Annotated in this window: 13 protein-coding genes; all 13 read right to left on the reverse strand. The window is 38.5% G+C overall.

Annotated elements, in window-relative coordinates; translation table 11 throughout:
• Positions 1–85 precede the first annotated feature (85 nt).
• The 13 genes from H560_RS0104615 to H560_RS0104675 all read right to left on the reverse strand — a co-directional run bounded on the left by H560_RS0104615 (position 86) and on the right by H560_RS0104675 (position 25,490).
• Entirely contained in the window at positions 86–1,237 is a 1,152-nt protein-coding gene (locus H560_RS0104615; protein WP_027378962.1) for an alpha-hydroxy acid oxidase, read from the reverse strand.
• A 3-nt stretch (positions 1,238–1,240) separates the two neighbouring features.
• Positions 1,241–2,629, reverse strand: a complete 1,389-nt coding sequence (locus tag H560_RS0104620) for an FGGY-family carbohydrate kinase (RefSeq protein WP_027378963.1) — start codon at positions 2,627–2,629, stop codon at positions 1,241–1,243.
• 430 nt (positions 2,630–3,059) lie between these two features.
• Positions 3,060–4,340, reverse strand: a complete 1,281-nt coding sequence (locus H560_RS0104625; protein WP_027378964.1) for a sugar isomerase — start codon at positions 4,338–4,340, stop codon at positions 3,060–3,062.
• A 207-nt stretch (positions 4,341–4,547) separates the two neighbouring features.
• Positions 4,548–6,650: a bifunctional rhamnulose-1-phosphate aldolase/short-chain dehydrogenase gene (locus tag H560_RS0104630; RefSeq protein ID WP_027378965.1), complete on the reverse strand. Its 2,103-nt coding sequence runs from the start codon at positions 6,648–6,650 to the stop codon at positions 4,548–4,550.
• Between the two features lie 386 nt (positions 6,651–7,036).
• Positions 7,037–9,112 carry a RagB/SusD family nutrient uptake outer membrane protein gene (locus H560_RS0104635; protein WP_027378966.1) on the reverse strand — a complete coding sequence of 692 codons (2,076 nt, stop codon included), beginning with the start codon at positions 9,110–9,112 and terminating at the stop codon, positions 7,037–7,039.
• Between the two features lie 10 nt (positions 9,113–9,122).
• Positions 9,123–12,164, reverse strand: coding sequence for a SusC/RagA family TonB-linked outer membrane protein (locus tag H560_RS0104640; RefSeq protein WP_027378967.1), 3,042 nt, complete (start codon positions 12,162–12,164; stop codon positions 9,123–9,125).
• A 318-nt stretch (positions 12,165–12,482) separates the two neighbouring features.
• Positions 12,483–13,571, reverse strand: coding sequence for an L-rhamnose/proton symporter RhaT (rhaT, locus tag H560_RS0104645; protein ID WP_027378968.1), 1,089 nt, complete (start codon positions 13,569–13,571; stop codon positions 12,483–12,485).
• 315 nt (positions 13,572–13,886) lie between these two features.
• Positions 13,887–15,050 (reverse strand): glycoside hydrolase family 88/105 protein, encoded by a 1,164-nt coding sequence (locus H560_RS0104650; protein WP_027378969.1) that lies wholly within the window; start codon positions 15,048–15,050, stop codon positions 13,887–13,889.
• A 50-nt stretch (positions 15,051–15,100) separates the two neighbouring features.
• Complete coding sequence (locus H560_RS0104655; protein ID WP_027378970.1) at positions 15,101–16,975, reverse strand: rhamnogalacturonan lyase; 1,875 nt, start codon at positions 16,973–16,975, stop codon at positions 15,101–15,103.
• A 53-nt stretch (positions 16,976–17,028) separates the two neighbouring features.
• Positions 17,029–19,806 carry a glycosyl hydrolase gene (locus H560_RS0104660; protein ID WP_027378971.1) on the reverse strand — a complete coding sequence of 926 codons (2,778 nt, stop codon included), beginning with the start codon at positions 19,804–19,806 and terminating at the stop codon, positions 17,029–17,031.
• A 127-nt stretch (positions 19,807–19,933) separates the two neighbouring features.
• A complete protein-coding gene (locus tag H560_RS0104665) occupies positions 19,934–21,256 on the reverse strand; it encodes a rhamnogalacturonan acetylesterase (RefSeq protein WP_027378972.1) in 1,323 nt (440 codons plus the stop codon).
• Positions 21,257–21,258: 2 nt separating this feature from the next.
• The gene (locus tag H560_RS0104670; RefSeq protein WP_228372419.1) at positions 21,259–24,078 is read right to left on the reverse strand and encodes a glycoside hydrolase family 2 protein; all 2,820 of its coding nucleotides are present in this window, start codon (positions 24,076–24,078) and stop codon (positions 21,259–21,261) included.
• Positions 24,079–24,110: 32 nt separating this feature from the next.
• On the reverse strand, positions 24,111–25,490 hold the full coding sequence (locus H560_RS0104675) for a rhamnogalacturonidase (RefSeq protein ID WP_027378974.1): 1,380 nt from the start codon (positions 25,488–25,490) through the stop codon (positions 24,111–24,113).
• Positions 25,491–25,554 lie beyond the last annotated feature (64 nt).

Consider the following 25,554-nt stretch of genomic DNA (forward strand, 5'->3'; position numbering starts at 1 on the left):
GTATTGATAAATTGATTCTGTAAAATTTTATTTTGTATAAAGTTAGACGACTTCCAGCTTCCTGCTTTAAGCTTCCAGCCAAAAACTATTTCACTCTGAAATTCTGCAGATCTTCCGGCTTTTCACAGCAAAGCTGTTCCATCACCTGTCTGAACTGCATTTTAAGCATTTCGATAATATGATCACCGCCTTTATCTCCCAAAGCGCCGACTGCATACATGAAAGTTCTTCCCATAAAGGTAAATTCTGCACCGCAGCTCAGTGCACGTGCAACATCCGGACCGGTTCTTACCCCGCTGTCCATCATGATTTTAATTTGTCCTTTATATTTTTCGCTGATTTCTTTTACAACGGCAATGGTAGATTCTCCCGCGTCAAGCTGTCTTCCACCGTGATTGGAGATAATCATCCCGTCAAACCCAAGTCTTACCGCTTCTTCCGCATCTTCATCTGAAGCAACACCTTTTATGACTAATTTTCCTTTCCATTTATCACGGATTGCTTTTATTCTGTCCGAATTTAATCTTCCCGAAAAAGTAGAGTTCATGAACTGTCCCAACTGCTTCACGTTCATGTTTTTATCCATGTATTTTTCCATTGTTTTAAAACTTGGAACACCATGCTTTAAAATTTCCATACACCACTCCGGTTTTGCCAGTGCCTGGGAAACATTCCTGAAATTCAGTTGCGGCGGCATTGCAAGGCCGTTCCTGATTTCTTTTGCCCTGTATCCAAAAGTAGGAACATCCGATAAAACACACAGAACATCATATCCTGAAGCTTCACAACGGTCTAGAATATCGTCCCGAAGCCATTCTTCCCTTGGATGGTACAACTGATACCAGGCCTTCCCTTCCGTGAGTTCTGCTATTCTTTCGATACTGCTGGTTGTTACTGTACTTAAAATGAATGGAATATTATGCTTGAAAGCTGCTTTTGCCAGAATTTCAGGTGCATTAGGCCACATTAAACCCTGTAAACCAACCGGAGAAATCCCGAAAGGTGCTGAATATTTTACCCCGAACAATTCGGTTTCCATATTTGCTTCCGCATAAGTATTATTCAGATAGCGCGGACGAAGCAGAACGTCTCTTAATTCATTGGTATTCCGGTCTCTGTTAATGTTTTCATTACAGCCTCCGTCTAGGTATTCAAAAGCAAAACGGGGCATTCTCTTTTTTGCTTTTTCTATGAGCAGTTCAAGCGAGGCGTAACGGGTATCAAATGGAAATGACATGATTTATAAATTAAGAATTAGCGGTTGAAGCACTTTCATCTGATAATGCTGCTGTAAAAAGGTTTCATCAATTTTTTTATTGGAAATCACCATTGCGGCTCCCAATGCAGAACCCAGCGGCGAATGCGTGGACATCACGCTGTAATGCTGAAAATGATGAGACATCAGCTTCATAAATACGTCATTATCCGTGAAACCGCCATCAATATAAATGGTGGCAATATCAGAATTTCCGATCGCATTTTTAATGGTATGAATCTGTAAATCCATAAGTTCTATCATTAATTGATGATAAGCTTCTTCAAATGTAGCGAAAGATTTCAAATCTGTTTCAGTGATCATCTTTCTTTTTAAAATGATTCCTTCAAACCGGAAATAAACAGCCTTATTTTTCATTAACCGAAGGTACAAATCCTGATCAAACTGCACTTCCCTGTGGAATCCGTATTCTTTTCCGTAATAAGCGCATAATTTTTCCACCTGGATCTTATATTCATTTCCCATGAAAAAACGGGATGCTTTCACACGTTTTCCGTCGATTCTCATGTAATTCAAACAATTGTTTTCTATATCTTCATCCGTAAGGCTCTCATCATTAAAAGGATTTAAAGAAATACTCCAGGTTCCTGTTGAAAGCAGTAAAAACGGATTTTTTTTGCTTAAAATATAGGGAAGAAGCGCAGAAGAGCTGTCGTGGATTCCTACGCCTATTTTTATTTTTTTGTTTCTGTAAGAAGTATTAATGCTTGCGGAAGTCGGCACAATTGGCGGTAATAAAGCATCAATTTCCTCTTCATAAACCCAGTCGTGATAATCTGCTTTATCATAGTCCCACAAATTGGTGTGGCAGCCTATCGAAGTGAATTCCGACACACAAATTCCGGTAAATAAATACGATAAATACTGAGGTAAATGAAGACTGTAACGGATTTTTTTGAATACTTCCGGATGCTTGTATTTTAACCAGAACAGCTGCAGCCCGGAATTCAGCATTCCTGCCTGTGGAGATGCCGTTTCTCTGGCTATTTTAAGCTTGCTTCCGTGTTTTTCATAAAATAAATCCAGGATATCCTGATCCATCGGTTTGGTATAATTGTACAAAGGTGTCAGAACGTTTCCTTTCTGATCCAGATGTACAAAGCTGGCTCCATAGGTTGAAAAATTGATGGCTTTTACTTCAAAGTTTTCATCATCCAAAATGGCATTAAAATTATCTTTAATCCAGTTTTGTAATGCCGCAAGATCTTCCGTGGGATATCCATCTTCATCTGTAGTGAGCGGTAATTCTGTATATTCCCGGACAACTTCTTTATAATTTTTATTGAATAAAAAGAATTTTTTATTGGTCTTTCCAATATCAAATACTATGGTTACCTTCTTTTTTTTAGACATTCTTAGATGAATTTTTTTTGTCATTGCGAGGAGCAAAGCGACGAAGCAATCTCTTAATATTAAACACAAATGGCGCTAATATCTATCACTAATAACACTAAGTTATATTTTTAAATTTACTGTTATTTATTTTAACGCAAAGCCCGCAAAGATTTTATTTATAATATTCTATGCTTTAAGTTCGCAAAGGCTTTCACTCAGCAAATGATAATTATATTTATTGAATATTCATTTTAAATTATTTTTCACACCATTAAGGAGTGTTCAGATATTAAGATCTATGAGAAAAAATCCACTAATTTCCTAAGCGGGGATGCTTGAAACCTTAATAATCCAAACACTTTCAACCTTAATGATAAAAAAATAAGGATACATATAATAAAAACTTTCGATTGCACTCAAAAGTTGAAATTATCAATTTTAATAAGGGTTATAAGCCTGTTGCTTTAGTTTCCATACCTCTTTCGGTAATTAAAGTTTCTCTTACTCTAAGGTTTCTGTAAACAGCAATAGGGTCAATTGCAGCACCTGTCTGCAGTCTTGCAGACCTCAATAACGGACGAACATCCGTTCTGTATGCATTCTGCAGGATCTCCTGTGCACGGACAACATCATTATTTAACTGGGCGTCTTTCAACGCTTTCTGATCTACCAAAAGTGCCTGTGCATAAGCAATTAAGATTGCTTCCAAAGACTGAATAAGATCTTCCAACGGATCTTTAATATTGTGACTTGCATCGATCATCCAAGCCGGATAAGGGTTTTGAGGATTGTTCTCGATTCCGTATACCAACTCATTGAAAATTAAGAACAACGCATAAGGTTTGATTGAACCTACCGTTAAATCATCATCTCCATATTTGCTGTCGTTGAAATGGAAACCTCCTAATTTACCTTTATACATCAGGGTTGCAACAATCTGTTCAATATTGGTATTCGGTAAATGATGCCCTAAATCTACCAATGTATAAGCTCTTTCTCCACATGCGTTCGCCAGCATGAAAGATGTTCCCCAATCTTGAATGGTGGTAGAATAGAAATTGGGTTCGTAAGGTTTGTATTCAATGAAAAGCTTCCAGTCTTTCGGCATTCCGGCGTAGATTTCTTTTAAGCTTTGTTCAGTTTTTGATAACGCTGTCTGGAAATTCAGCTGTCCCGGAAAGCTTGCTCCATCGGCCAACCAAACGGTTAAGCTTTTTGAGCCTAATTCTTTCCCGATTCTTATCACTTCTTTGTTATGCTCTACAGCGTAAGCTCTCGAATCTTCATTTACTGCATTCAGGGAACCGAATTTGTAAGAAGCTTTCGCTCCCGGCTGATCCTGAAATGTATTAGAATTCATCGCATCAAAAAGCAGATTATGTGATGCTGCTTTTTCTTTAATTGCCTGTACATCCGTCGGGATATCCCATGGAATATGTAATGAAACGGCTCCTGCAGAGTGAGTAAGCGCATGCAGCAATCCGATATCATCTAATTTTTGCTCCAGATTGGCAGGTTCGCCGCCGTAAGAAAATCTTCCGAAACGAGTTCCTCCCGCTCCCAGAGCCCAGCTTGGAATCGCGACCTGAAAATCAGCGATTTTATTGACAATCTCAGCGACATTTGCCCCTGATTTTGTTAATTTATTTTGTAGGAAATCAAAATCTGCATTAAAATTTTCTACTTCATTTTTATTGTGCTGTTCTATACTATCTTTTCCTATAATCATGATTTGATTTTTGATTATCCTTGTCAAGGTTTTGAACCTTGACAAGGAAAAATTGATTGACAATTTGATATTTCACAGGGTTTCACCCTGTGCTATTTTATGTCGCCACTGCGTGGCTCTTCTTTTATGCTGTGTATATTTTTATTAATTGAAAGCTAAGCAAAATTGCAAGTCTTCAATTTAATAATATTTTTTTAGCATTAAAATTTATCTCGGAAAAGCATTTGCCATTCCGCCATCTACATTGATGATGTTTCCTGTACTTTTATCTAAAATTCCCACGCAGGCAAAAACTCCGTTGGCGATGTCTTCAGGAAGGATAATTTCGTTTAATAAATTTCTTTTTGCGTAAAAAGCTGGCAATTCTTCCACAGAAATCCCATTAGCTTTTGCACGGCCTTCTGCCCATGCTCCTTCCCAGATTTTGCTTCCAACGATTACACCATCAGGATTTACCACATTTACTCTGATTTTATCTGCCGCCAATTCTGCTGCTAATAATCTTGTCATGTGCTGCTGAGCTGCTTTTGCAGTTCCGTAGGCAACATTATTTGGTCCCGCAACCAAGCCGTTTTTACTGGCAATATTGACGATATCTCCACCAAGACCCTGCTTTTTCATGATCTCAACGCCTGTTTTTGCCATTAAGAACTGCCCTTTAACCAAAACATTTTCTAAAAGATCCCAGTCTTTTGTAGTGGTATCTTCCAACGATTTAGAAATAGCCAGACCTGCAGAATGAACGATGATATCTACTCCTCCAAATGCTAAAACCGTTTCTTTGAAAGCATTAGCAATTGCTTCTTCGCTCGTTACATCACACGGAACGGCTACAGCCTGATCTTTGCTGTATTTTGCCGTAACAGCTTCTGCTGCTTCCTGATTAAGATCTGTGAAAACCACCACTGCACCTTCCTGAACCATTTTATCTGCAATCGCCTGCCCGATTCCGCCACCGGCTCCGGTTACAACAGCGATTTTTCTTGACAAGGGCTTTTCTTTAGGCATTCTTTGAAGTTTTGCTTCTTCCAATAGCCAATATTCAATGTCGAAAGCTTCCTGTCTTGGTAACGAAGTGTATTCTGAAATAGCTTCTGCGCCACGCATTACATTGATTGCATTTACATAAAACTCACTGGCAACACGTGTCGTCTGCTTATCTTTAGAGAAACTGAACATTCCCACTCCCGGATAAATGATGATCACCGGATTCGGGTCACGCATTGCCGGGCTGTTTGGATGCCTGCAGGTTTCGTAATATTCTTTATATTCTTGTCTGTATTGTTCAAAAAGAGGAGTCAATTTTTCAAGAACAGCTTTAGAATCGGACAAATCTTCATTTTTATGTAAAGTCAGCACCAACGGCTGAATTTTCGTTCTTAAAAAGTGATCCGGACATGAAGTTCCAAGTGGAGCCAATCTTTCCAAATCATTACTGTTGATGTACTCCAAAACAACATCACTATCTGTAAAATGCCCTACCATTCTGCTTTCGGAAGAAGCTAAACCTCTTAACAGAGGCATGATCTGAGCCGCTTTATTTTTTCTTTCTTCAGCGGGAAGAGATTCTACTTTCTGGCCACCAAAAACCTGTCCTTTTTCTTCGATTTTTTTAGCGATATATTCAGATGCCATTTCGATAACTTCCAGGCTGTTGATATAGCAATCGTAAGAAGTGTCACCCCAGGTAAATAATCCGTGGCTTCCTAAAACAATCCCTCTGATTCCAGGATTATCGTTTAAACATTTTTCTAATTGTAAACCCAAATCAAAACCCGGGCGCTGCCAGGGAACCCAGCCCATTGTATCTCCCCAGATTTCTTTGGTGATCGCTTCACTGTCTTTTGCTGCTGCCACTGCAATTAAAGCATCAGGGTGAAGGTGATCAATATGCTTGAATGGAAGTAAACCATGAAGAGGCGTATCGATAGACGGTGCTTTGCTGTCCAGATCAAAAATACAGTGGTTGAACAAACCTACCATTCTGTCTTCATCTGCAAGGCCCCCGTAAACATTCTTAAGGTTTCTGAGTCTTTCCGTATACAGTCCTGCAATACCTTTTCTTGTTAGAGTTCCGATGTCTCCACCTGAACCTTTTACCCACATTACCTCAACTTCTTCATTGGTCAATGGATCTTTTTCGATGGTTTTGCAGCTTGTGTTACCTCCTCCGTAATTGGTAATTCTAAGATCTGCTCCTAATATGTTTGAACGGTATAAAAATAAAGCTACCTGATCGTCTCCTAAAGATGCCGCTTTGTTTTCATCCCATAAATAGTTTACGTATTTGAATGTTTTTACATTTTCCATTTGTTATCTTATATTTCTAAATTTTTACCCAAAATTAGATTGTTATATTATTTACAGTATCCCGTACTATACTGCTAAACACTGTAATTAAGGATAAATTAACATTTTGTTTAATTCATCCTGTTTTCATCTGACTCAGGCTGGTGGTGATTAATATTTTATGATTTTTTGCTGTTTTGCAACTATAAAGACACAACGTTTTTTATTAACACTTAAGTTTATTTAAGTCAACTAAAAATGTACAGAAGAACACTTAAGCTTTTTGAAAATTTTTGATTCTTCTTGTGTGAACTTTTATTTTCAGTGATTTTAACTTTGAAGCTTAAGTGTTCTAAAAGTGTTAATAAAAAACTTTGGTATTATAACTTATTTTTACTGGTTATTAATTAATATCCAGGAAGTTGGGTAAGGTTTGGGTTATCAACTAAAGGATGACCTGCAGAAGCTGCCGCGAAAGGAAGCAATTCTGTTTTATTCGGTACAAATCCGTAGAAAAGTCCATCTCCTCCGCCTTCGATCCAGTTCGGGTAAGTTCCTCCGTTTTCTGCTGAACCGGTAGGTTTTGTGTAGATAATATTTCCGATCTGAAGCGCATTAAATCCGCCTGTAAACCCTACTGCTTTTCTTGCATTTCCGTTGAATGTACTTGTGTATGCCTGGAACATATTTACAGGATACCATTTGTCACCCGCTGCCACAGTCTGGCCGTGTGCCGTAACAATAGCTGCCAATGCAGTCTGATAAGCAGCATAATTTGCTGAGTTAGTAGGAACATTTAAAATAGTAGCAATCTCCGCAGGATTTGTAATTTCAATATAGGTAACTGCCAAGAACGGATCTCCGTAAACCTGTGCATTTTGGTGATATTTATATAAACGATATACTGGTGTGCCGGCAAACTGACCTGTACGGTTTGATAAGTTTTTCATGGCTTGTCTTGTAGCTTCGATCTCGCTTGCTAGCCTGTTCATTCTGATTAAGTCCGTACGCAGATTAAACTCTCCTGCAAATTCCCATTTACGTTCCTGAACAATAGCAGATTCAAAAGCCTGCTGGCCTGTAGGAGCTGGTACATTACCAATTCCTGCACGATTTCTTACCTGCATAAGAGCAGCTGTTCCCGCAGCAGTAGGTCCACCGTTCAGATAGTTTTGAGTTTCAGCATACATTAATAGCACATCGGAATATCTTAATAATGGAATATTTAAGTTACGCCCGTCTGCAGCCTGCGGCTCAACACACCATCCGATTCTGAATTTCCCTGGCATGATGCATGAATATGTAGTTCCTACATCTACCCATTTATCACTTGCATTACCGTTATTTAAGAAATAAATACTATATGAAGTACAAGAAACATCTCTACGTGTATCTCCCTGGTTAAAAGATAAATAATAGCTAGGAAGTATAAACTGTAAGGCTTTACGAGATCCGTAAGTACCTCCACGGGATCCAGGATGTGCATAAACTCCAAAAGCTGAATTTGTATTCGGTCCGTATTCGGCGATCTGCCAAAGAATTTCCGAATTGGTTGCCGAGAATTTTCTCTGACAGAAATTATACCACAGATATTCAAAACCGCTTTTCCCGCCCTGAGCCTGAACTAATGAATTGGTTCCACCATTAATAATAGCCGCACAGGCAGTATCTGCAATCTGATACAATTGCTGGATTCTATTATTGTCGCTTCTGCGTGACATCATTGCCCCGCTTCCTGTGTTCAGATCCCAACGAAGAGAATATCCCGCTGCATACAGAGCAATTCTGGCCAATAAAGCATTTACCCCCTGTTTTGTTAAACGTTCTGTAGTTGAATATCCGCTTTGAGCAAAATTCGGGATATTTGGAACCGATTCCTGAAGGTCCGCAATAATTCGGTCATAAATTTCGTCCCTTGAAGTACGTTTCGGATACAATGTATTGGGATCAGCCTGATCCATCTCGTCCAAAGGTTTAAAAACCGAAGGAACATCCCCGTAAACACGAATTAAATTATAATAGCAAAATGCACGAATTGCTTTTACTTCAGCCAGTAGAGCATCACGTTTTGTGCTTGCTTCCATTTTGCTGAGACCGCTTACTGCGATATTTGTTCTTTCAATAACCGCATACATTGCAGAATAAATTCCTGTTACTGTATTCGGTGTGTAGGCATCGTACTGATAATTGGCAATATTATATTTGGAATTATTTGTAGAACCGTCTTCAGAAGAGTGGATTACAGTATCTCCGGCGCCTAGCTGATAATACATTTCAGTTGGAATAATCCCTCTGTAACAGCCTAAAACAAACATTTCTGCAGTATCAATATTATTAAATACCGATTCTGTATCCAATGAATTATAGGCAGGCTGATCCAGGAAGTCGTTGCTACACGAGTTGGTAGCAAGAACAGCAACAAAAACCGACGGTAGTATGACTAGTTTTTTTAAAAACGCTTGAGTATTATATTTGTTTTTCATGATTTAAATATTAAAAAGTTAAATTGAGACCAAGAACATAGCTTCTTGAACGTGGGAATGTAGAGCTGTCATATCCCGGCGTAACAGTTACGCCGCTTGCTGCCGTAACTTCCGGGTCGTACCCTGAATAACCGGTAATAGTCGCTACATTATTAACCGTAAAATAAATACGGGCATTTGTAAGCATCACTTTATTCAAAAATTCTCTTGGGAAAGAATATCCTAATGTAATCTGGGCAATTCTTAAATAAGAACCGTCTTCTACGTAATAAGATGATGGATATGTAATATTCGAAGTGTTTGTATTGCTTAAGCTCCATGTTCTTGAGCCTTCATCAGGATTAAGCTCTCTTAATCTGACAAGATTAGTAGTTGCCTGCCCTGTATTCGGATCAATTAAATGATAGTAATTGTTTCCGAATTCTGTAGGAACATTCTGGAACATTGCATAAGGGCTTAAACTTTGCTTGGTTGCATTATAGATATCATTTCCAACACTGAATTTCATAAATACAGCTAAATCAAAGCCTTTGTAAGAGAAATTATTACTGATTCCCCCGATAAAGTCCGGTGTACCGTTTCCGATTTTCTGCATTTTCCTTGTGAACTGGTCTCCAGCTTCGTTATCTGCAGCAAATTTCATATCTCCCGGCTTAGGTGTTCCGGAAGAAGGTTTTACAACACCAGGTTTCAAGGTTAAAGATCCGTCCGGGTTTTGGGTAAAATCATCCGTAGTATAGACTCCCTGGTAGATATATCCGTACATATCTCCCAGTTCCTCTCCTACCGTTGCATAGTAAGTCACCATTCCCGTTCTGCTTCCTCCTACACTGAATGTTTTATAGCTTTGTCCGTCTTCAAGGGAAAGAACTTTGGATTTATTGAAAGAAATATTAAGGTCTGTTGTCCATCTGAAATTTTCTGATTTTAAATTCACTGTATTTAAAGTGAATTCCATCCCTCTGTTTCTCATAGCTCCGATGTTCTGATATTGTCTGGAATATCCTGAAGAAACAGGAAGTATACTTTCCAGCAACATTTTGCTTACATTGTTGTTATACCATTCAGAAGTCAATTTAATTCTGTTATTAAAAAACGCTAAATCTACTCCGATATTAGTTGTTCTCAGCTCTTCCCATTGAAGATTTGGATTTCCCCAGTTTGCACCTGTAACGTATGCAGGAAGCCCTACTGTATTGTTAATAGGATAATCTGTAAGTAAAACATTGGTTCTCCATAGATTATTAGCAACGCCATTGTTACCCGTAACTCCATACTCAATTCTTAGCTTAAAGTCATTAACAATCTTATCTATTTTATGCCCCTGCCAGAAATTTTCCTGAGAAACGCGCCATGCTCCCGCTACAGAAGGGAAATATCCCCAACGAACGTCTTCTTTAAATTTCGAAGAACCATCGGCACGTATTGTTCCCGTAATTAAATAACGGTTATCATAATTATAATTCACACGTGCAAAATAAGAAAGTAAGCTGTTACTGTCTCTATCTGAATCTTTATCAGCTACTGTTGCAGTTGCAATATCATCCAGTCCGAAATTCGGATAAGGAAACTTAATAAGCCTCATACTGCTGTTTTCTGATTCTTCATACCAGATTTCGTTTCCGATTAAAGCATTCAATTTATTTTTTTCCCCGAAAGTCTTATTATAATTTAAAGTATTGGTGATCTGATAACGATAAGATTCTCCATTGGCAATATTTCCGTTAATTCCGGTATTTATAGGATCTGTAAGAAACGCACGGGAATTCCTATCTGAGAAAGTAGTTGATTTGGTGTTTATCCAGCTATACTGCCCTGCCGTTCTCCACGTAAAGTTTTTTAAGAAATCAAATTCAATTCCGGCGTTGGCTACGAATGTTCTTGTACGTTTGTTTGAAGTAGACGCCTGTGTTTCTATATATGGATTTTCCGTATCAAAACCAGAATCTAAAGCTGAATAATCCGGGAAAGTCTGAGTATTGAACAACTGATCCTCAGTAAATAATGTTCCTCCGTTAATAGGCTGAAGAAGGATTTTCTTCATTCCGGAGTAAACTCCTCCCCCGTTTACGGAATTATTTGTAAACATTGTATTGAAATCTACCCTTACTCCTTTATACAATTCTGAATTGATATTGGCACGTAATGAATTTCTCGTTTCACTGTAATTCTGAAGCAAACCATCCTGCTTATTATAATTATAGCTGATGAATGCCTGTGTTTTGTCATTTCCGGCAGAAACATTTACGTTGTGGTTTTGGGTTACTCCCGTTCCTCCAAGCATTCTTTCCTGCCAGTCCAGTGCGTAGGCAGATCCGTAGCGGTTGGCAATCCTGCTATATGCTCCTGTATAAAAGCCCGGTGTATCTGTTCCTAAGCTGTTATCAAAAACATTACTCCACTGCGTTGTTTTCCCCTGAAGCTGCGCCAGCTCATATTGATATTTCACAAACTGCTCAGAGTTCGAAACCATATCCAGCTTCTTGGAAAGCATGTCAAATGACATAAAGGTATTATAATTAATAACCGTTCTTCCTTTTTTACCGCTTTTAGTTTTAATCACAATAATACCATTGGAACCTCTTGCTCCGTAAATAGCGATTGCAGAAGCACCTTTCAGTACATCAATACTTTCGATATCATTAGGGTTGATTACATTCAAAGCGTTATCCAGCTGAAAACCGTCCACAATATAAAGCGGATCCGAGCTTTGAGTAATGGAAGAACCTCCTCTTACCGTAACATTGGCACCAGCTCCCGGTACACCGCCTGCCGTCACAATATTAAGACCTGCAGCTCTGCCCTGCAATGCCTGCAAAGCATTCATAGCCGGTGTAGCCGCCAGTTCTTTTGCTGAAACCGACGAAACAGATCCCGTTAAGTCTGATTTCTTAACCTTGCCATAACCGATAACTACCACTTCTTCAATATCTCTCGTACCGTTTTTTACAGTATCATTTACCGCTTTTTGCCCCCAGACAAAACTTGTGGAAAGCATAAATGCCGGAAACACTATTCGCTTTATATTCTTGTGTTTAACTATCAAAGACATATATTAATTTTTATGTTACCAAAATACACCGTTACAAAAATTCGGGCATCCTGCAATATCCTGTATTGAAATATTCATAATTTATCATAATTAACTGCAAATATTTGAATTATATTTTAAAATAAATAATAAAACGGTTATAAATTATCAATTATTCAGTAAAATATTTAACTAAACCGTGAATTAAAAATTCCCGTTTTAAATATGTACCCTTTTTTTAGAGTTAAATTGCTTTAAATTAAAAAAGACACCGAAAAAATCAGTGTCTTCATAAAATTGAACTATATATTATCTGAAGAGAATATCCTTACAAACTGCTTATCGCAGAGAATTTCCATATCCTACAATTAAAATGGAAATAAACATCACCATCATGCCTACCACAATGGTAGAAATGGTTTTCCTGGAAACTCCTTTCCATTCCTTGATTATTACACCCCATAGATTTGCTATCAGTATGATAAATGCCATATGCAGGATCCATGAACTTGGCCCGTTCCCCATTTTGCTTTCCCCCATTCCGTAAAAGAAAAATTGTAAGAACCACATCGTCCCGGCAAGCGCACAGAAGATGATATTGGCAAGAAACGGAACATTTTTTTTCTTATAATCCGTATAAGATTTATTTTTAAATGCCAGATAAAGACAGCCGATAAGATTGGTTGCCATCCCACCCCAAAGCACTACAACATACGTAACATTATTCTGGAATAAAAACTCTCCAGGTCCCGGATTGGCTGCTTTCCAAAGATCATTGGCAACAATCGCCATAGGTTTTCCCGCTTCCAGACCGAAATTAAAACAAGCGCTTAAAACCCCTGAAATAATGGAAACAATAAGTCCCAGACCGAATTTGTATTCCGTTTTTACCTGAACTCCGTGCGGATCTGTGGAATCTGCCTGCAATTCTTTTTCCTTCATCATTCCGGCTTTCCCGCTGATAATAATCCCTGCAACACATACCAAAAGTCCCAATAATACAAACTGCCCCCATTTGCTGGAAAGCATAAGGCCTATATTATCTTTACCAGATTGTGGTGAAAATTCATAATAAATAGATGGAACCAGCGATCCGAATATCATACAAAGCCCAAGAATAATGCTGCTTCCAAGCGCTACTCCCAAATAACGGACCCCCAAACCGTAAGTAAAGCCTCCGATTCCCCAAAGGGCACCGAATAAAAACGTTAATCCCAATATGGATGAAGTCTCATTCTGTATGATTTCCCAAAAATTGGGTATGGTAAGATAGGCAGCCAGCGGCGGAACGATGATCCAGGAGAAAACCCCACCAATCAGCCAATAGGTTTCCCAAGACCAGCCTTTTACTTTCTTATACGGTAAATAAAAGCTTCCTGAAGAAAACCCTCCCAAAAAATGGAATAAAACTCCTAATAATGCATTCATAATATCTTATTGGTATTGAATTTGAAAATTAAAGATATGAAATCGATTGCGCATCTTGTAGTGTCATGGTAAATTATTTTACATTCTTTTGTCTTGAAACAAAAGAATCAAAAGTTCAAGACTGGAATCATCCGCTAAAAATTAATTCTGTTCTCTAAAAATTCTAAAACTTGCGCGGATTCAATGCTAGTTTTTCATTTACTATTGCTGCCGCGCTTCGAACAATAGAATTTTTTTAACGTTCTCAGAAATAATTTTCTTAACGCTCCTTCTTCCTAAGTCGATTAAATTAATCTTCAAAAATTCAATATTTTCTTATTTCAACTTATAAACCTCACTTGCAGCAAGCAATAAACAGCCTAAACCATAATCTTCGAAATCCGGTTCCTTGCTTACGGAAAGCGGCTGGCCGTCTTTTGGCTCTTTTCCTGTTCCCTGAACCCAGCCCAAAAATCCGTTAGGCTGAACGGAATCTTTTACAATGGCATTCCATGCTTTTACTACAACCGGTAAATAGGTCTCTCTGTCGATTAATCCTTTATTAATTCCATACGCCATTCCGTAAACGAAAAGAGCAGTTCCCGTCATTTCTTTTCCTCCGAAATTCGTAGGGTCATGCAGGCTTACATTCCAGAAACCGTCTTCCCTCTGAATAGGAAGCAATGCAGATAGCAGGTCTTTATAATCCTGTAAATATTCCTGATAATGAGGGTCAGATTTTGGTGTATCTTCCAGCGTACGTGCCAGAGCCGCAACTACCCAACCATTTCCACGGCTCCAGTAGCAGTCTTCTCCATTAGGCTCCTTATAAGGCGGGACAAAGCTTTTATCCCTCCACCAAAGCTTGTCCTGAGGGTTGTACAGGCCATTTCCACCATGCTTGTATTTAGTGAAAGCATACATTTCGTAATTTTTGTCAAAATACTTCTGTTCTCCTGTAATTCTGCCCAGTTTAGTGAAAATCGGCATGCTCATCTGCAGCGCATCGATCCACCACCAGTCATCAGCTTTTGGAGTAGCAATCATGCTGTCCATAGAAGCTTTGATGAATTTTATTCTTTCGGGATTCTTTTTTCCGTCGATTTCATACAAATCAATATAAGTCTGCCCGCAAGCCTGATGGTCTGCATTTCTGGTATAGGTATCTCGCATCAGGTTCCAGTTGTGCTTTTCTCCCCAGGAAACTGCATAGTCATAATATTCTTTTCTTGGATCAACTTTATAAAGCGCTATTAAGCCTTCATAGTAAACAGCACGCGTCCAAAGATTGCTAGGCCAAACTTTTTTACCGACAATTTCTTTGCCTGTATCCGGCCATTTATTCATAAAATATTGGTTGGCCCTTCTTGAAACTTCCAATACTTCTTTTTTATTCGGAAGCTCAACATTCTTCACCGTTCCCTGCTTCTGAACCGAACATGAGGATAAAACCCCGATGATCAATCCAAAAACAATACTTCTCGTTAATACTCTTTTCATATATTTTTATTATTTAAATTTAATGAATGACTTTATATTTTGCTTAAATTTTAATGCTCGACTGATTTTACATTAGGTGAAGGAACTTTTGAAACCGATTCATCCAGATAATAATCCGTATGCGGCGGCTGATTGTACCCTACATTCTGCCATACAATACTCAAACGGTATTGAGGATTATGCATCAGGGTGTAAAAACGATGTTTCGTGGGAATTGCAGTACTGAAAATCCTGAGCTCCTGATTATCCGAGCTTCTGTAAATCAATTCTTCCCGCCAGTCTCCAAATAAATCCGCCACCAGCGAAGGGTTTTTCTTGGTTCCGTTATTAGATTCACACTGAAAATTTTTAGCATCAAAAATTACTTTCGATTTTTCATTGTTCCAATCCCATTTTGACACGACAGCTCCGTCTAAAATCTCACTTAAAAAATCTCCGTCCCAATAGATTCCCATATTACAGGCAGGACTTTTATCACTGATTTTCTTTCCTTTAGCATCATACAGACCCTTCACGCCAGCTCCGGCAGCCCAGCATTCCGAGCCTTCGTGACGTGGATCAATATTTAAGGCTAATCCTCTTCCGGGACCCTGGAGTTTTCCCTGCTTGCTGTAAATTAAGGAAGGTAATTTCCACAAAACTTTTCCGCTTGCTCCATCCCTGAAATGCGCCCCTGCATCATCAAATCTTTCCTGAATATCAAAGATTTCCAATCCGGGATTAGAAGGATCCAGATCACCGACATGCAAAGCATCACCATGCCCGAAGCCTGTACTGTTCAGCACTTTTCCGTCATCATCCACGGTCATTGCTCCGAAAACAATTTCATCCTTTCCGTCATTATCCACATCAGCAATACTCAGGTTATGGTTTCCCTGTCCGCGGTATTTTTTATTCTCTTCAGAGCTTTCGGTATCAAAAAGCCATCGTAAGCTCAATTTTTTATCTTTAAAATCCCACGCCGCAATGGCTGTTCTGGTATAATATCCTCTTGACATAACAATGCTCGGGGTTTTTCCGTCAAGATAAGCAACTGCGCCTAAAAACCTGTCGATGCGGTTTCCTTTGGCATCACCCCAGGTTTCAGTCATTTGTTCATCTGTTGGATTCAAGTTCTCTGAAAATCTTGGAACCTGAAAATTCACGGTATTAATTTCCACTCCGGTTTGTCCGTCAAAAACAGTGAGATATTCCGGTCCGGAAAGGATGAATCCGTTCTCATTTACATAATTTTTTGTGGGATCACCTATGAACTTTCCTTTACCGTCTTTACTTCCGTCTGCAGTTTTCATGACAATTTCGGTTTTTCCGTCCTGATCAAGATCATACACCAGAAACTGTGTATAATGGGCCCCTTCCCTGATATTTTTACCTAAATTGATTTCCCATAAAAACTGACCATTCAATTTATAAGCCTGAATGATTGGTGGATCCGTGAAACCTTTCTGACTATTGTCACGCGACTGCCCGGTCTGATGAAGAATAATCTCATACTCGCCGTCCCCGTCCAGATCTGCAATAGAAGCATCATTGGGCGTATATCCTGAAGGCGTTTTTAATGGAATTGAAAAATATGCCTTTTGATGAGCTACATATCTCGCGGAATCAAGATCTATTGATTGATCAGGAGTATTTGAAGTAACAAAATAAGTGTAACTTTTTCCTTTGTCTGCTGTCTGATCCAAAAAACAGGTTTCATTAAGCAGCGGTTTACTGTTTAATTTTTTGCTTTTGTTGTTTTCAACGCGGTACAGATCAAATTGAGTATGTTGAGGTTCGGTTCCCAGCAGCCTCCAGCTTACAAAAACTCCAGATTCTGCGGGTACTGCCACAATTCCTCTTTTCAGATATTCCATCTGTCTCTGTGCAGAAAAGAACTGTATAGAAAAGATTGCGAGCAAAATATATTTAATTCTAACCTTCATAAGCTGTAGTTTTTAAATTTAATTCAATCGATTGCATAGTTTACTAATTTAAATTACTTTGAATAATAAACCGGAATCAGTTGCATTTCACCATCCAGTCCGGAAGGCTGCACTTTCCAATGGGATGCATCAAAAGCTTTATAATCAATATTTACAAAATTGATTTCATGATAATTCCGCCACTGAATTTTATTCTGATCCATATATCTGATCCTGTTTGCCATTAAATTACAAACTTCAATCTGAATGGTATTTTTCCCCTTTTTCAGATACTTTCCAATATTAATTTCGAACGGAATGCTCCAGATAATACCCGCTTCCTGTCCATTGACAATCACTTTTGCGCTTTCGTATAATTTATCGAATTTTAAAAGATAATCATCTGCGTTTTTTTTCTTTAAATTTAAAGTTGTCGTGTAAACACCTGTCCCGGAAAAGCTTTGTGTGGCAGTATCTTCTGAGAAATTTGTCCATGGCTCCAACTTTTTTAGTGTCCGGGATTTTGGAAGCCTGGGACCGCCTTCTTTGAATGCTAACTGCCACGGCTGGTCAAGCATTATCGGGGAATATGTCTTTTCAATATATTTCCATTTTGAAATGGATGGATCTGTATTTTCCGAGCTTTTCAGAATAAGAGACTGCCCTGATTTCAATTGAATTTTCACCGCATTGTTCTGTGTCTCCGCAATTCCGAAATCTCCGTTTTCAGGATTCATTAAAGTCACCTGCTTTCCGGTGAAATTGAAAGGAACCAGCTGATTTATATCTTTTGAAGTATGATTTACAATAAAATAATATTTTCCACCATTAAATTGTCTTCTCACAAACTTGAGTCCGGTATCCGTTAATTTCTCCCGCTGAATATTTAAAAGTTCCAATCCTTTCGCTACATCAGCACTTAATACAATTTTACCCTTTCCGAAAGCTGCCATTTTCACGTTTTCCTTCTGATTCTGAAACGGAATTTGCTTCCATAAAGATTTCAAAGTGTTTCTCCTTTTCTCCACTTCAAAATACCCGGGTACATCTTTCGGCTCGTTTTGAAAAATTACCGAAGCTCCGTTTTGAGCCAATTCAAGAATATGCTTCAAAGTATTTTCCGGCAGATAATTTAATCCCGGGATTATTAATACCTGATAAGATGATCCGTTATTTTTAGCCTGAATTTTTTGATCCGAAGCTTTAGCCTTATCAATCATTTTGTCCGAAATCATGTCCAGAGAATAGCCCATTTTGCCCAATTTTGCCAGATCATCATAGAACGGGGTCGGTTTCAGCCATTTTTCAATATTATGAATTTTGAAAGCCATATCTTTTCCTTTCGGGATCGCCCACTGGTCGTAAACCGGCCAGTACATGAGGATTTCATTGTCTGACTTGCCACTTTGAAGAACACCCTGAGTGCGCTCTACATAAGAGTTTAATCCCGTTACATGCGGCCACAAGCTATTTTCCGGAACGAAATTCACCGAAGCATAAAACAGCCATCCGGGGAAAGAAACATCAGTAGGAGTATAGGTAGTCCCATGATAAAAAACGTGGTTAATTCCTGATAAAAAAACCTGCTCCACTTCCGGTTTTGCCTGTGACCATGAGGTTTTAAAATGTTCAGTCAGCCAGGTAAAAGTTTCGTTTGAAATCAGTTGTTTGCCTGTAATGTTTGCTGCCGAAGAAGCAAATTTCAGCATATTGATATCCGGAGTATCAGATTTCTGAATATCCGCGGTATCCCTTCTCAAGCCCGGAATATCAAAAACTGTACTTCCGAAAGTTTCTGATTCGGGGATATCAACAGCAGCGTATAAGTCCAGTAAATTCCCCGGTGAACCGTGCGCCTGATTGGTATTCTTTGAGTTTTTGGAATGTGCCCAGTTTGTGAAATTTTCAGTAAAATTATTTAAAATCAGTTCACTCAGTGTTTCCCTGTAATCTGATTTTATTCTTCCTGCCATATCGTTTTCCTCACTACTCACAAGGTATTTGATGTAAGGACTCAGATCATATCCTCTTCTTTTTTTAAATTCATCTTTAAAATCCGGTGTCCAGTCGGCATTATAGACTTCATAGCTGTCATTGAAAAAAGAACGGATTCCATAGTTTGAATTTCCGAACGCTTTATCGAAAGTTTTAAGATAATCTTTGGTAGCCTCCGGTGAAAAATGGTCTAAGGTATATCCTTCTCCACCCGGTGCGGCACGTTTTACTTTCTGCAGGGTTTTACCTGTAAAAATAGCATAAACTGTCCATTTTCCAGATGTTGGTTTCCAGTTTAAAGTACCGTCGCTGCTTATTTTATCTGTTAAAACCAGCGGTTCGTTTTTTTCATTGTAAGCGGTTACAATATCAAGCTTTATCGATTTTAGATTCTTTTGTTTTTCATCTTTCAGGATCAATTTTTCTGAAAATTTTTCACCGGATGAAACAGTGTACGTCTGCACTATCATTTTTGCAGCCGCATCCTCTTCATTTACCTGCGGACCGCCGATAGGCCATCCTGTCCCGACAGACATATCAACACCCATGTTCAGGCTTTTTGCTTTATTGGTGGTGAATTGCAGCATTTTCATCCATTCAGGAGAAAGATAATTGATGTATTGATTTTCAAAACCTTTTGCCCCATAAATAGGCACAATTTCCACTCCTCCGAAACCTGCTTTATGTAAAGTGGCCAGCTGCTTGTCCAGTCCTTTTTCATCCACGGCATTTCCCATCCACCACCAGCGCGTCCAGGGTTTTGCTGTTTCAGTGGTTTTTGGCCAGGGAGTTTGTGCGGAAATATTTCCGAAGACAAAACAGATTAAACTGAGGCTGACTATGTTTCTAACTTTCATTTCTAATGGATATTTTGCACCAAATTTTATTTCTTCACCGGGTTTTACCCGATGCTATTCCTATTGAATCTCTTCGTTATTCTTTATCCTATAATATTATTATCCAATCTTTTGATTTAATGTTTTTTCAATTTCCATCAGGCTTTAAAGATTCCATAAAGATACTTTCCGGCCAGTGGAAGTTTTCGACATCATCTGGTTTATTTGTATTAAAATCCTTATAATTTTTTGAAATATATTTTCTCAGTGGCAGGTTTTGATCGACAATACTTTTCACCACACATTTTGCCAATTCATAAGCGCCGTAAGTGTTAAAATGCGTGTCATCCGCCAATGCATTCGGCTGGTTTGGGTAGCTGTCTGCAGGATAATACACAAATGCTTTTTTAGTAAGCTCCGGCCCCATTGCTTCAAACAGGTTTTTGCTTAATTCATTTAAATCAATCAAAAATACATTTTCTTCTTTTGCAATTTCTCGCATTGCAGCAGGAAAATCATCCAATGTATTGACAATTTTTTTGTTTTCATCAAAAACTCTGCGGTTCATTGAAGTGACCAAAACCGGAATTGCACCCAATTCTTTGGCTTTCAAAATCCATTCATTCAATCGTTTTCTGTAACCCGATTTCGTGCTGTTTCCAGCTTTTTGGTCGTTGTGCCCAAACTGAATGAAAAGATAATCGCCTTTCTTGATTTTGTTCCAGATTTTATCAATTCTATGGCGGTCTTCAAAGGCTTTCAGCGTTTCTCCGCTTTCGGCGTAATTGGCGATAACGACTTCATTCGGAACGAAAAAATATGGAAGCATCTGTCCCCAAGAAGCCCAGGGCTCATACTGTGCATCCACAACGGTGGAATCTCCCGTAAGATAAATGGTTTTTGCTGTTTTGTTGGGTTCAATAATCAAAGCGCTAACTTTTGGAGCTTTGTCATTAAATTCAATCGTTAAAAGATTATCCCAGTGTAAATATTTTCTTTCTCTCGGCTTTAGTTTTACAATCCCGATTTTTTCTCCGTTTTGATTTTTAATGATACTGTCTTTTACATGAACGGTTATTGTTTTCCTGATAATATCCCCTTCTTTAGTTTTAACATCATCCAGCATCAGGCGGCGGTTTTCCACACGAACCGTTGTTTCAGAAGTTCCTTTTGAATCTCCTAAACTTAATTGAATATTATAATTTCCTTCCGGCAAAACGACGGAAAAGTAAAAAGGTTTACTACTGGTGATAAAATCTCCCGTCAAAGCATTTCCGCCCCTGTCAACAGATGTTAAGCCTGAAGTATCCATAAACCCGTAGCCCGTTTTCCAGTCAAATTTTGAAGTTTCGGTGATGGGAATAAAGCCGTTTTCCGTTCTGTTTCCTCCAAAATCAAATTTAAAATCAGTCTGCTGCGCGAACATTGCCGAGCAGATAAACAGAGCTATTATTTTGATCCAGTTTCTCATAATCAATCCGTTAAAATATTGATTTCAGGCATTGTAAACTGCTTTTTCTCTTCTTCGGAATCCGGCAGGCCAAAATAGAAGTTAAGCGTTCTTTTGTAAGCTCCGCTAAGATGATTCAGCTCACTTTCCGGACCTAAAGTTTCCGTTTTATCGTTAATATTGAAGGCCAAAACGGTTCCCAACGGCGGAATCGCATCTAAAAATGAAATATTTCCAGTTGGCAGTTTTGGATAGCCTTCCGCACTATAAATTCCGTAAAAATCAAAGAGTCTGACAAACATCTTCTCCTCTTTTGTTCCGACGGTAATTTTACCTTCCGCCGTGTCCAATTGCAACCAGGAAACATCATCAAAATAACCTTTAAATTCAGGATAAATCCACGGTGAAAAGCCTGTCCGTGTAGAGTTTTTTAAATTCTGCCAGACGTTATAAGTCTGTCCCTGCAAACGGTTTTTCCAAACATGATAAGGCCCTTTTCCCAGCCATTTTGCGCTGATAACGTAATTTTCAGGGTAATCAAAACTTACACCTGCCAACTGATAATCTCCGGAAAGTGAATATTCGTAATTTAACTCTAAAATTCCATTTGGATTCAGCTTCCAGATTATTTTATTTCCGTTTTTATAACGAACTTCAATTAACTGATTCTGGCCTTCTGCAAAAGATTTTATAGATGATAATTCCATTTTTCCGTTTACAAAGACGGGCCCGTTTCGAAAGTTTATTTTTTTCCCTTTTTTATCAATAATTATGGATTTCAATAAGCCATTTTTTTTCCCGATTGAAAATTCTTTTTCATTGGATTTTAAAATGAATAAAGAATCATTTTCTGCAACAGTAACCGGAAATTCTTTGGTTAAAGTTTTCTGAAACTGTTTTGAAATTTCGTCATTAGCCGAAATTTTCCAGGTCCAAGTGTAAATTTCTCTCCCGAATGGATCTGTTGCGGTCAGCATTAATGCTTCACTTTCTTTCCAATTGGATGGAAGATTCAGTTTTAGATTTCCCTTTTCCGTCGGCTGAATATTCGGAGATTCCGGTTTTCCTTTCTGAATAATATCGTACCCTGATTCTGAAGAAAAAGGTGTTTTAAATTTAATTAATTTCCATTCAAAAATGCATTCCTTTACATTCGTGAAATGATAGCGATTTTCAATGGGAATAATTCCGTTAAAATCATTTGAAATCATTTTTAAATTAATTTTAACCGGACTGTAAATTTCCCGGATCGCGTAAAAGCTTCCTTCTTTTTCACGGTGCGGCCCCACAACTCCGTCCGGAGCATTAATGGCATTCACATCAATCTGATTATTGAAATCCGTACGTGCCAAACCTTCATCTGCAAAGGCCCAGATAAAACCTCCGGCGCCTTTTTTGGCGTTCCAGTGAAGCTCCCAGTAATCGGCTAAAGAAGTTCCGCCGCCTCCGTCATCCTGTGCGTGAAGAAACTCGGTCGGCATATAAATATTTTCTCCTTCGAGGATCTTTTTTGTACTGTAATAATCTTCGTAATGATTGCAGTCGATACCGTTGAAAGCATTTCCAGGCTTGTGATGAGCGTGAATTACGGGACGGTTGGAAAGATCATATTTTGCAAATTCTGTGTCCAGATCAAAATTATGTCCTCCTTCATTTCCATTGCTCCAGAAAATAATCGAAGGATGATTCGCATCTCTTGTAACCATTTCTTTTACAAGCTTTTTACCTATTTCCGTACTGTATTTTTTCTGCCAACCGGCCAGTTCATCCAGCACATACAATCCTAACGAATCACAAATCTGTAAAAATGATTTATTTGGCGGATAATGTGAACATCGAACGGCATTCATATTCATTTCTTTGATGAGCTGAACGTCCGTCAGATCAATGTTTTTGCTCACAGCGCGGCCCGTTTCCGGCCACCAGACGTGGCGGTTTATGCCTTTCATTTTGATCTTGGTTCCGTTGATGTAGATTCCGTCGCCTTTTTTTATTTCAATGGTTCTGAACCCGAATTTTTCTTCGGTTTGAAAAATTGTTTTTCTGTTTTTAAGCAAACTGAATTTTGCTTTGTAAAGATTAGGAGTTTCTGCTGTCCAAAGCTTTGGATTTTTAACAGAAAACTGAATCTGTTGCAGAGTATCTCCTTTTTTGATTGTAACCTGAGATTCACTAACCCGTTTATTATTTACATCAAATAATTCTACTTTTAGATGATTGGCAGAATTAATTTCTTTTAAATGAATATTTGAACGAAAAGTTCCGTCCGCTCTGGCTTCAATGGCTGTGGATGAAATATGCTCTTTCGGGTTTGCTTCAAGATAAACCGGCCGGAAAACCCCTCCCAAAACCCAATAATCTGCAAGACGTTCTGCATTGTTGACGGATTTATCGGCGGACATTTTTGAAACTTTGACCTCAAGAATATTTTCTTTTCCAAAATTTAATTTGTCTGAAATATCATATTTAAACTCATAAAAAGCACCCTGATGGATTTCTCCGGCCAATTTTCCGTTGATTTTTACTTCGGTATCGGTCATTGAACCTTCAAAAACGATGTTAACCGATTTTCCTTTCCACGAATTCGAAACTGAAAATTTGTGTTTATATACACCTACCTCATCATTGAACTTAAAATTTTTGCCATAGGTGACATAATCTCTTCCGTAATTGTAGGAGCCAAAGCCCTGCTGTTCCCATTGAGAAGGAACCTGAATTTTGGACCAGCTTCCGGATTTCCGGCCTGCGCTTATCCAAAAATCCCACGCTACAGTATGCTCAGAATCCCTCTCGGTCAGGAATTGAACTTCCCTGGACTGAGAATGCAGTAACTGTACACACAAACATAACAGAACGAATATTTTGGAAAAACAACTCATTTTCGGGCAGTGTCGGAATCGTCTTTTTTATCGTAAGATTGGGCAAGAGAAGCGACTTTGGTAACGTTTACTTTAATTTTTTGCAGATTTTTGATGGCATTTAAGTTCTGTTCTTCAGGCTTTATTGCCTTTATATTCAAATTTTCGAATGTAAAATCTGTTAAATTATATAAATCTGATGCTTCTACGGCAAAAGCGGTTTCGCAGCTGATGTCTATGTTTTTTAAGACCACATTATTTGCTTGGGAAGTCTTTGGTTTTTCTTCGCCTTTCAGATCAAAAAACTGGTTCCATCCTTTTACGTACAGAAACGTTTTTACATTTCCTTTAATATTGTCGAGCGTGATGTATTCGTAATGCTGCGGGGTGTCCGGTCTCATTTTCAGGTGTAATAATCTTGATGCGTCCTTCACCTTAGAATTTCGGAAAATAATATTATAGTTATGAATAGATTCGCTTCCGCAGGTGAGTGCAGAATGGCAGAACCCGAATGTGTTATCTTCAATGATGATATTCCTGTTTTCTCCGTTTTCAGGAGCTTTGTCGGCTTTCGGGCCTTTTCCTCCTTTCAGGGCAATGGCATCGTCATTTACGGACATGTAGCAGTTTTTGATCAGGAAATTGGTGCACGCATCAATGTCTACAGCATCCGTACTTGGTGCTTTTACCGGTTCTTTCGGAGCTAAGATAGTTAAATTTAATAATTTTACAAATTCACTTTTATAATAATGGGTGCTCCAGAAAGGTGAATTTTTCACAGTAATTCCTTCAATCTGAACATTTTTAGAATTGGAAACATAAATGATACGTGGTCTCATTTCGTCCATATTGGTGCATTTAGGATTCCACTCACGTCTTTTCCAGAAGGCTTTCCAGAATCGCAGTCCGTTCCCGTCCAGTGTTCCTTTTCCTGAAATGGTAAAACCGTCCAGTCCATCCGCATTGATGAGGGCCGGGAAATATTTCACCGTCTGACCTTCCATTCTGGTAGTTACAACAGGAAAATCACTGATGTCATCGCTTCCTTTTAATTTTGCTCCATTTTCTAAATGAAGGTGCGTTCCCTGCTTAAAAAACACGGAACTGATCAGGAATGTTCCTTTCGGGACGATGATAACGCCACCACCGTTTTTTGCTGCCAGATCAATAACCGCCTGGACCTGTCTGGTCTGAAGAATGGTACTGTCGTTTTTCACTCCGTTGTCCGTAAGGATGTATTTTTTACCTAAAGTATTGATATCAGTAGGTTTATTTTCCTTAAACCATTTCGGGATTTTTGTACCGTCCGGAAATTTGTCCTGGCTTTTCAATGCCGAAGAAAAGGATAAAAGTATGAACAGAGACCAGAAGAAATTGGATTTATTTTGAAGCTTCATAATTCATTTTTTGCTGTAATTGCAGACTTTAATTATTGTAATATAAAATTAAAATCGCTAAATA

This window comes from Chryseobacterium daeguense DSM 19388 (assembly GCF_000430825.1).
Lineage (GTDB): Bacteria > Bacteroidota > Bacteroidia > Flavobacteriales > Weeksellaceae > Chryseobacterium > Chryseobacterium daeguense.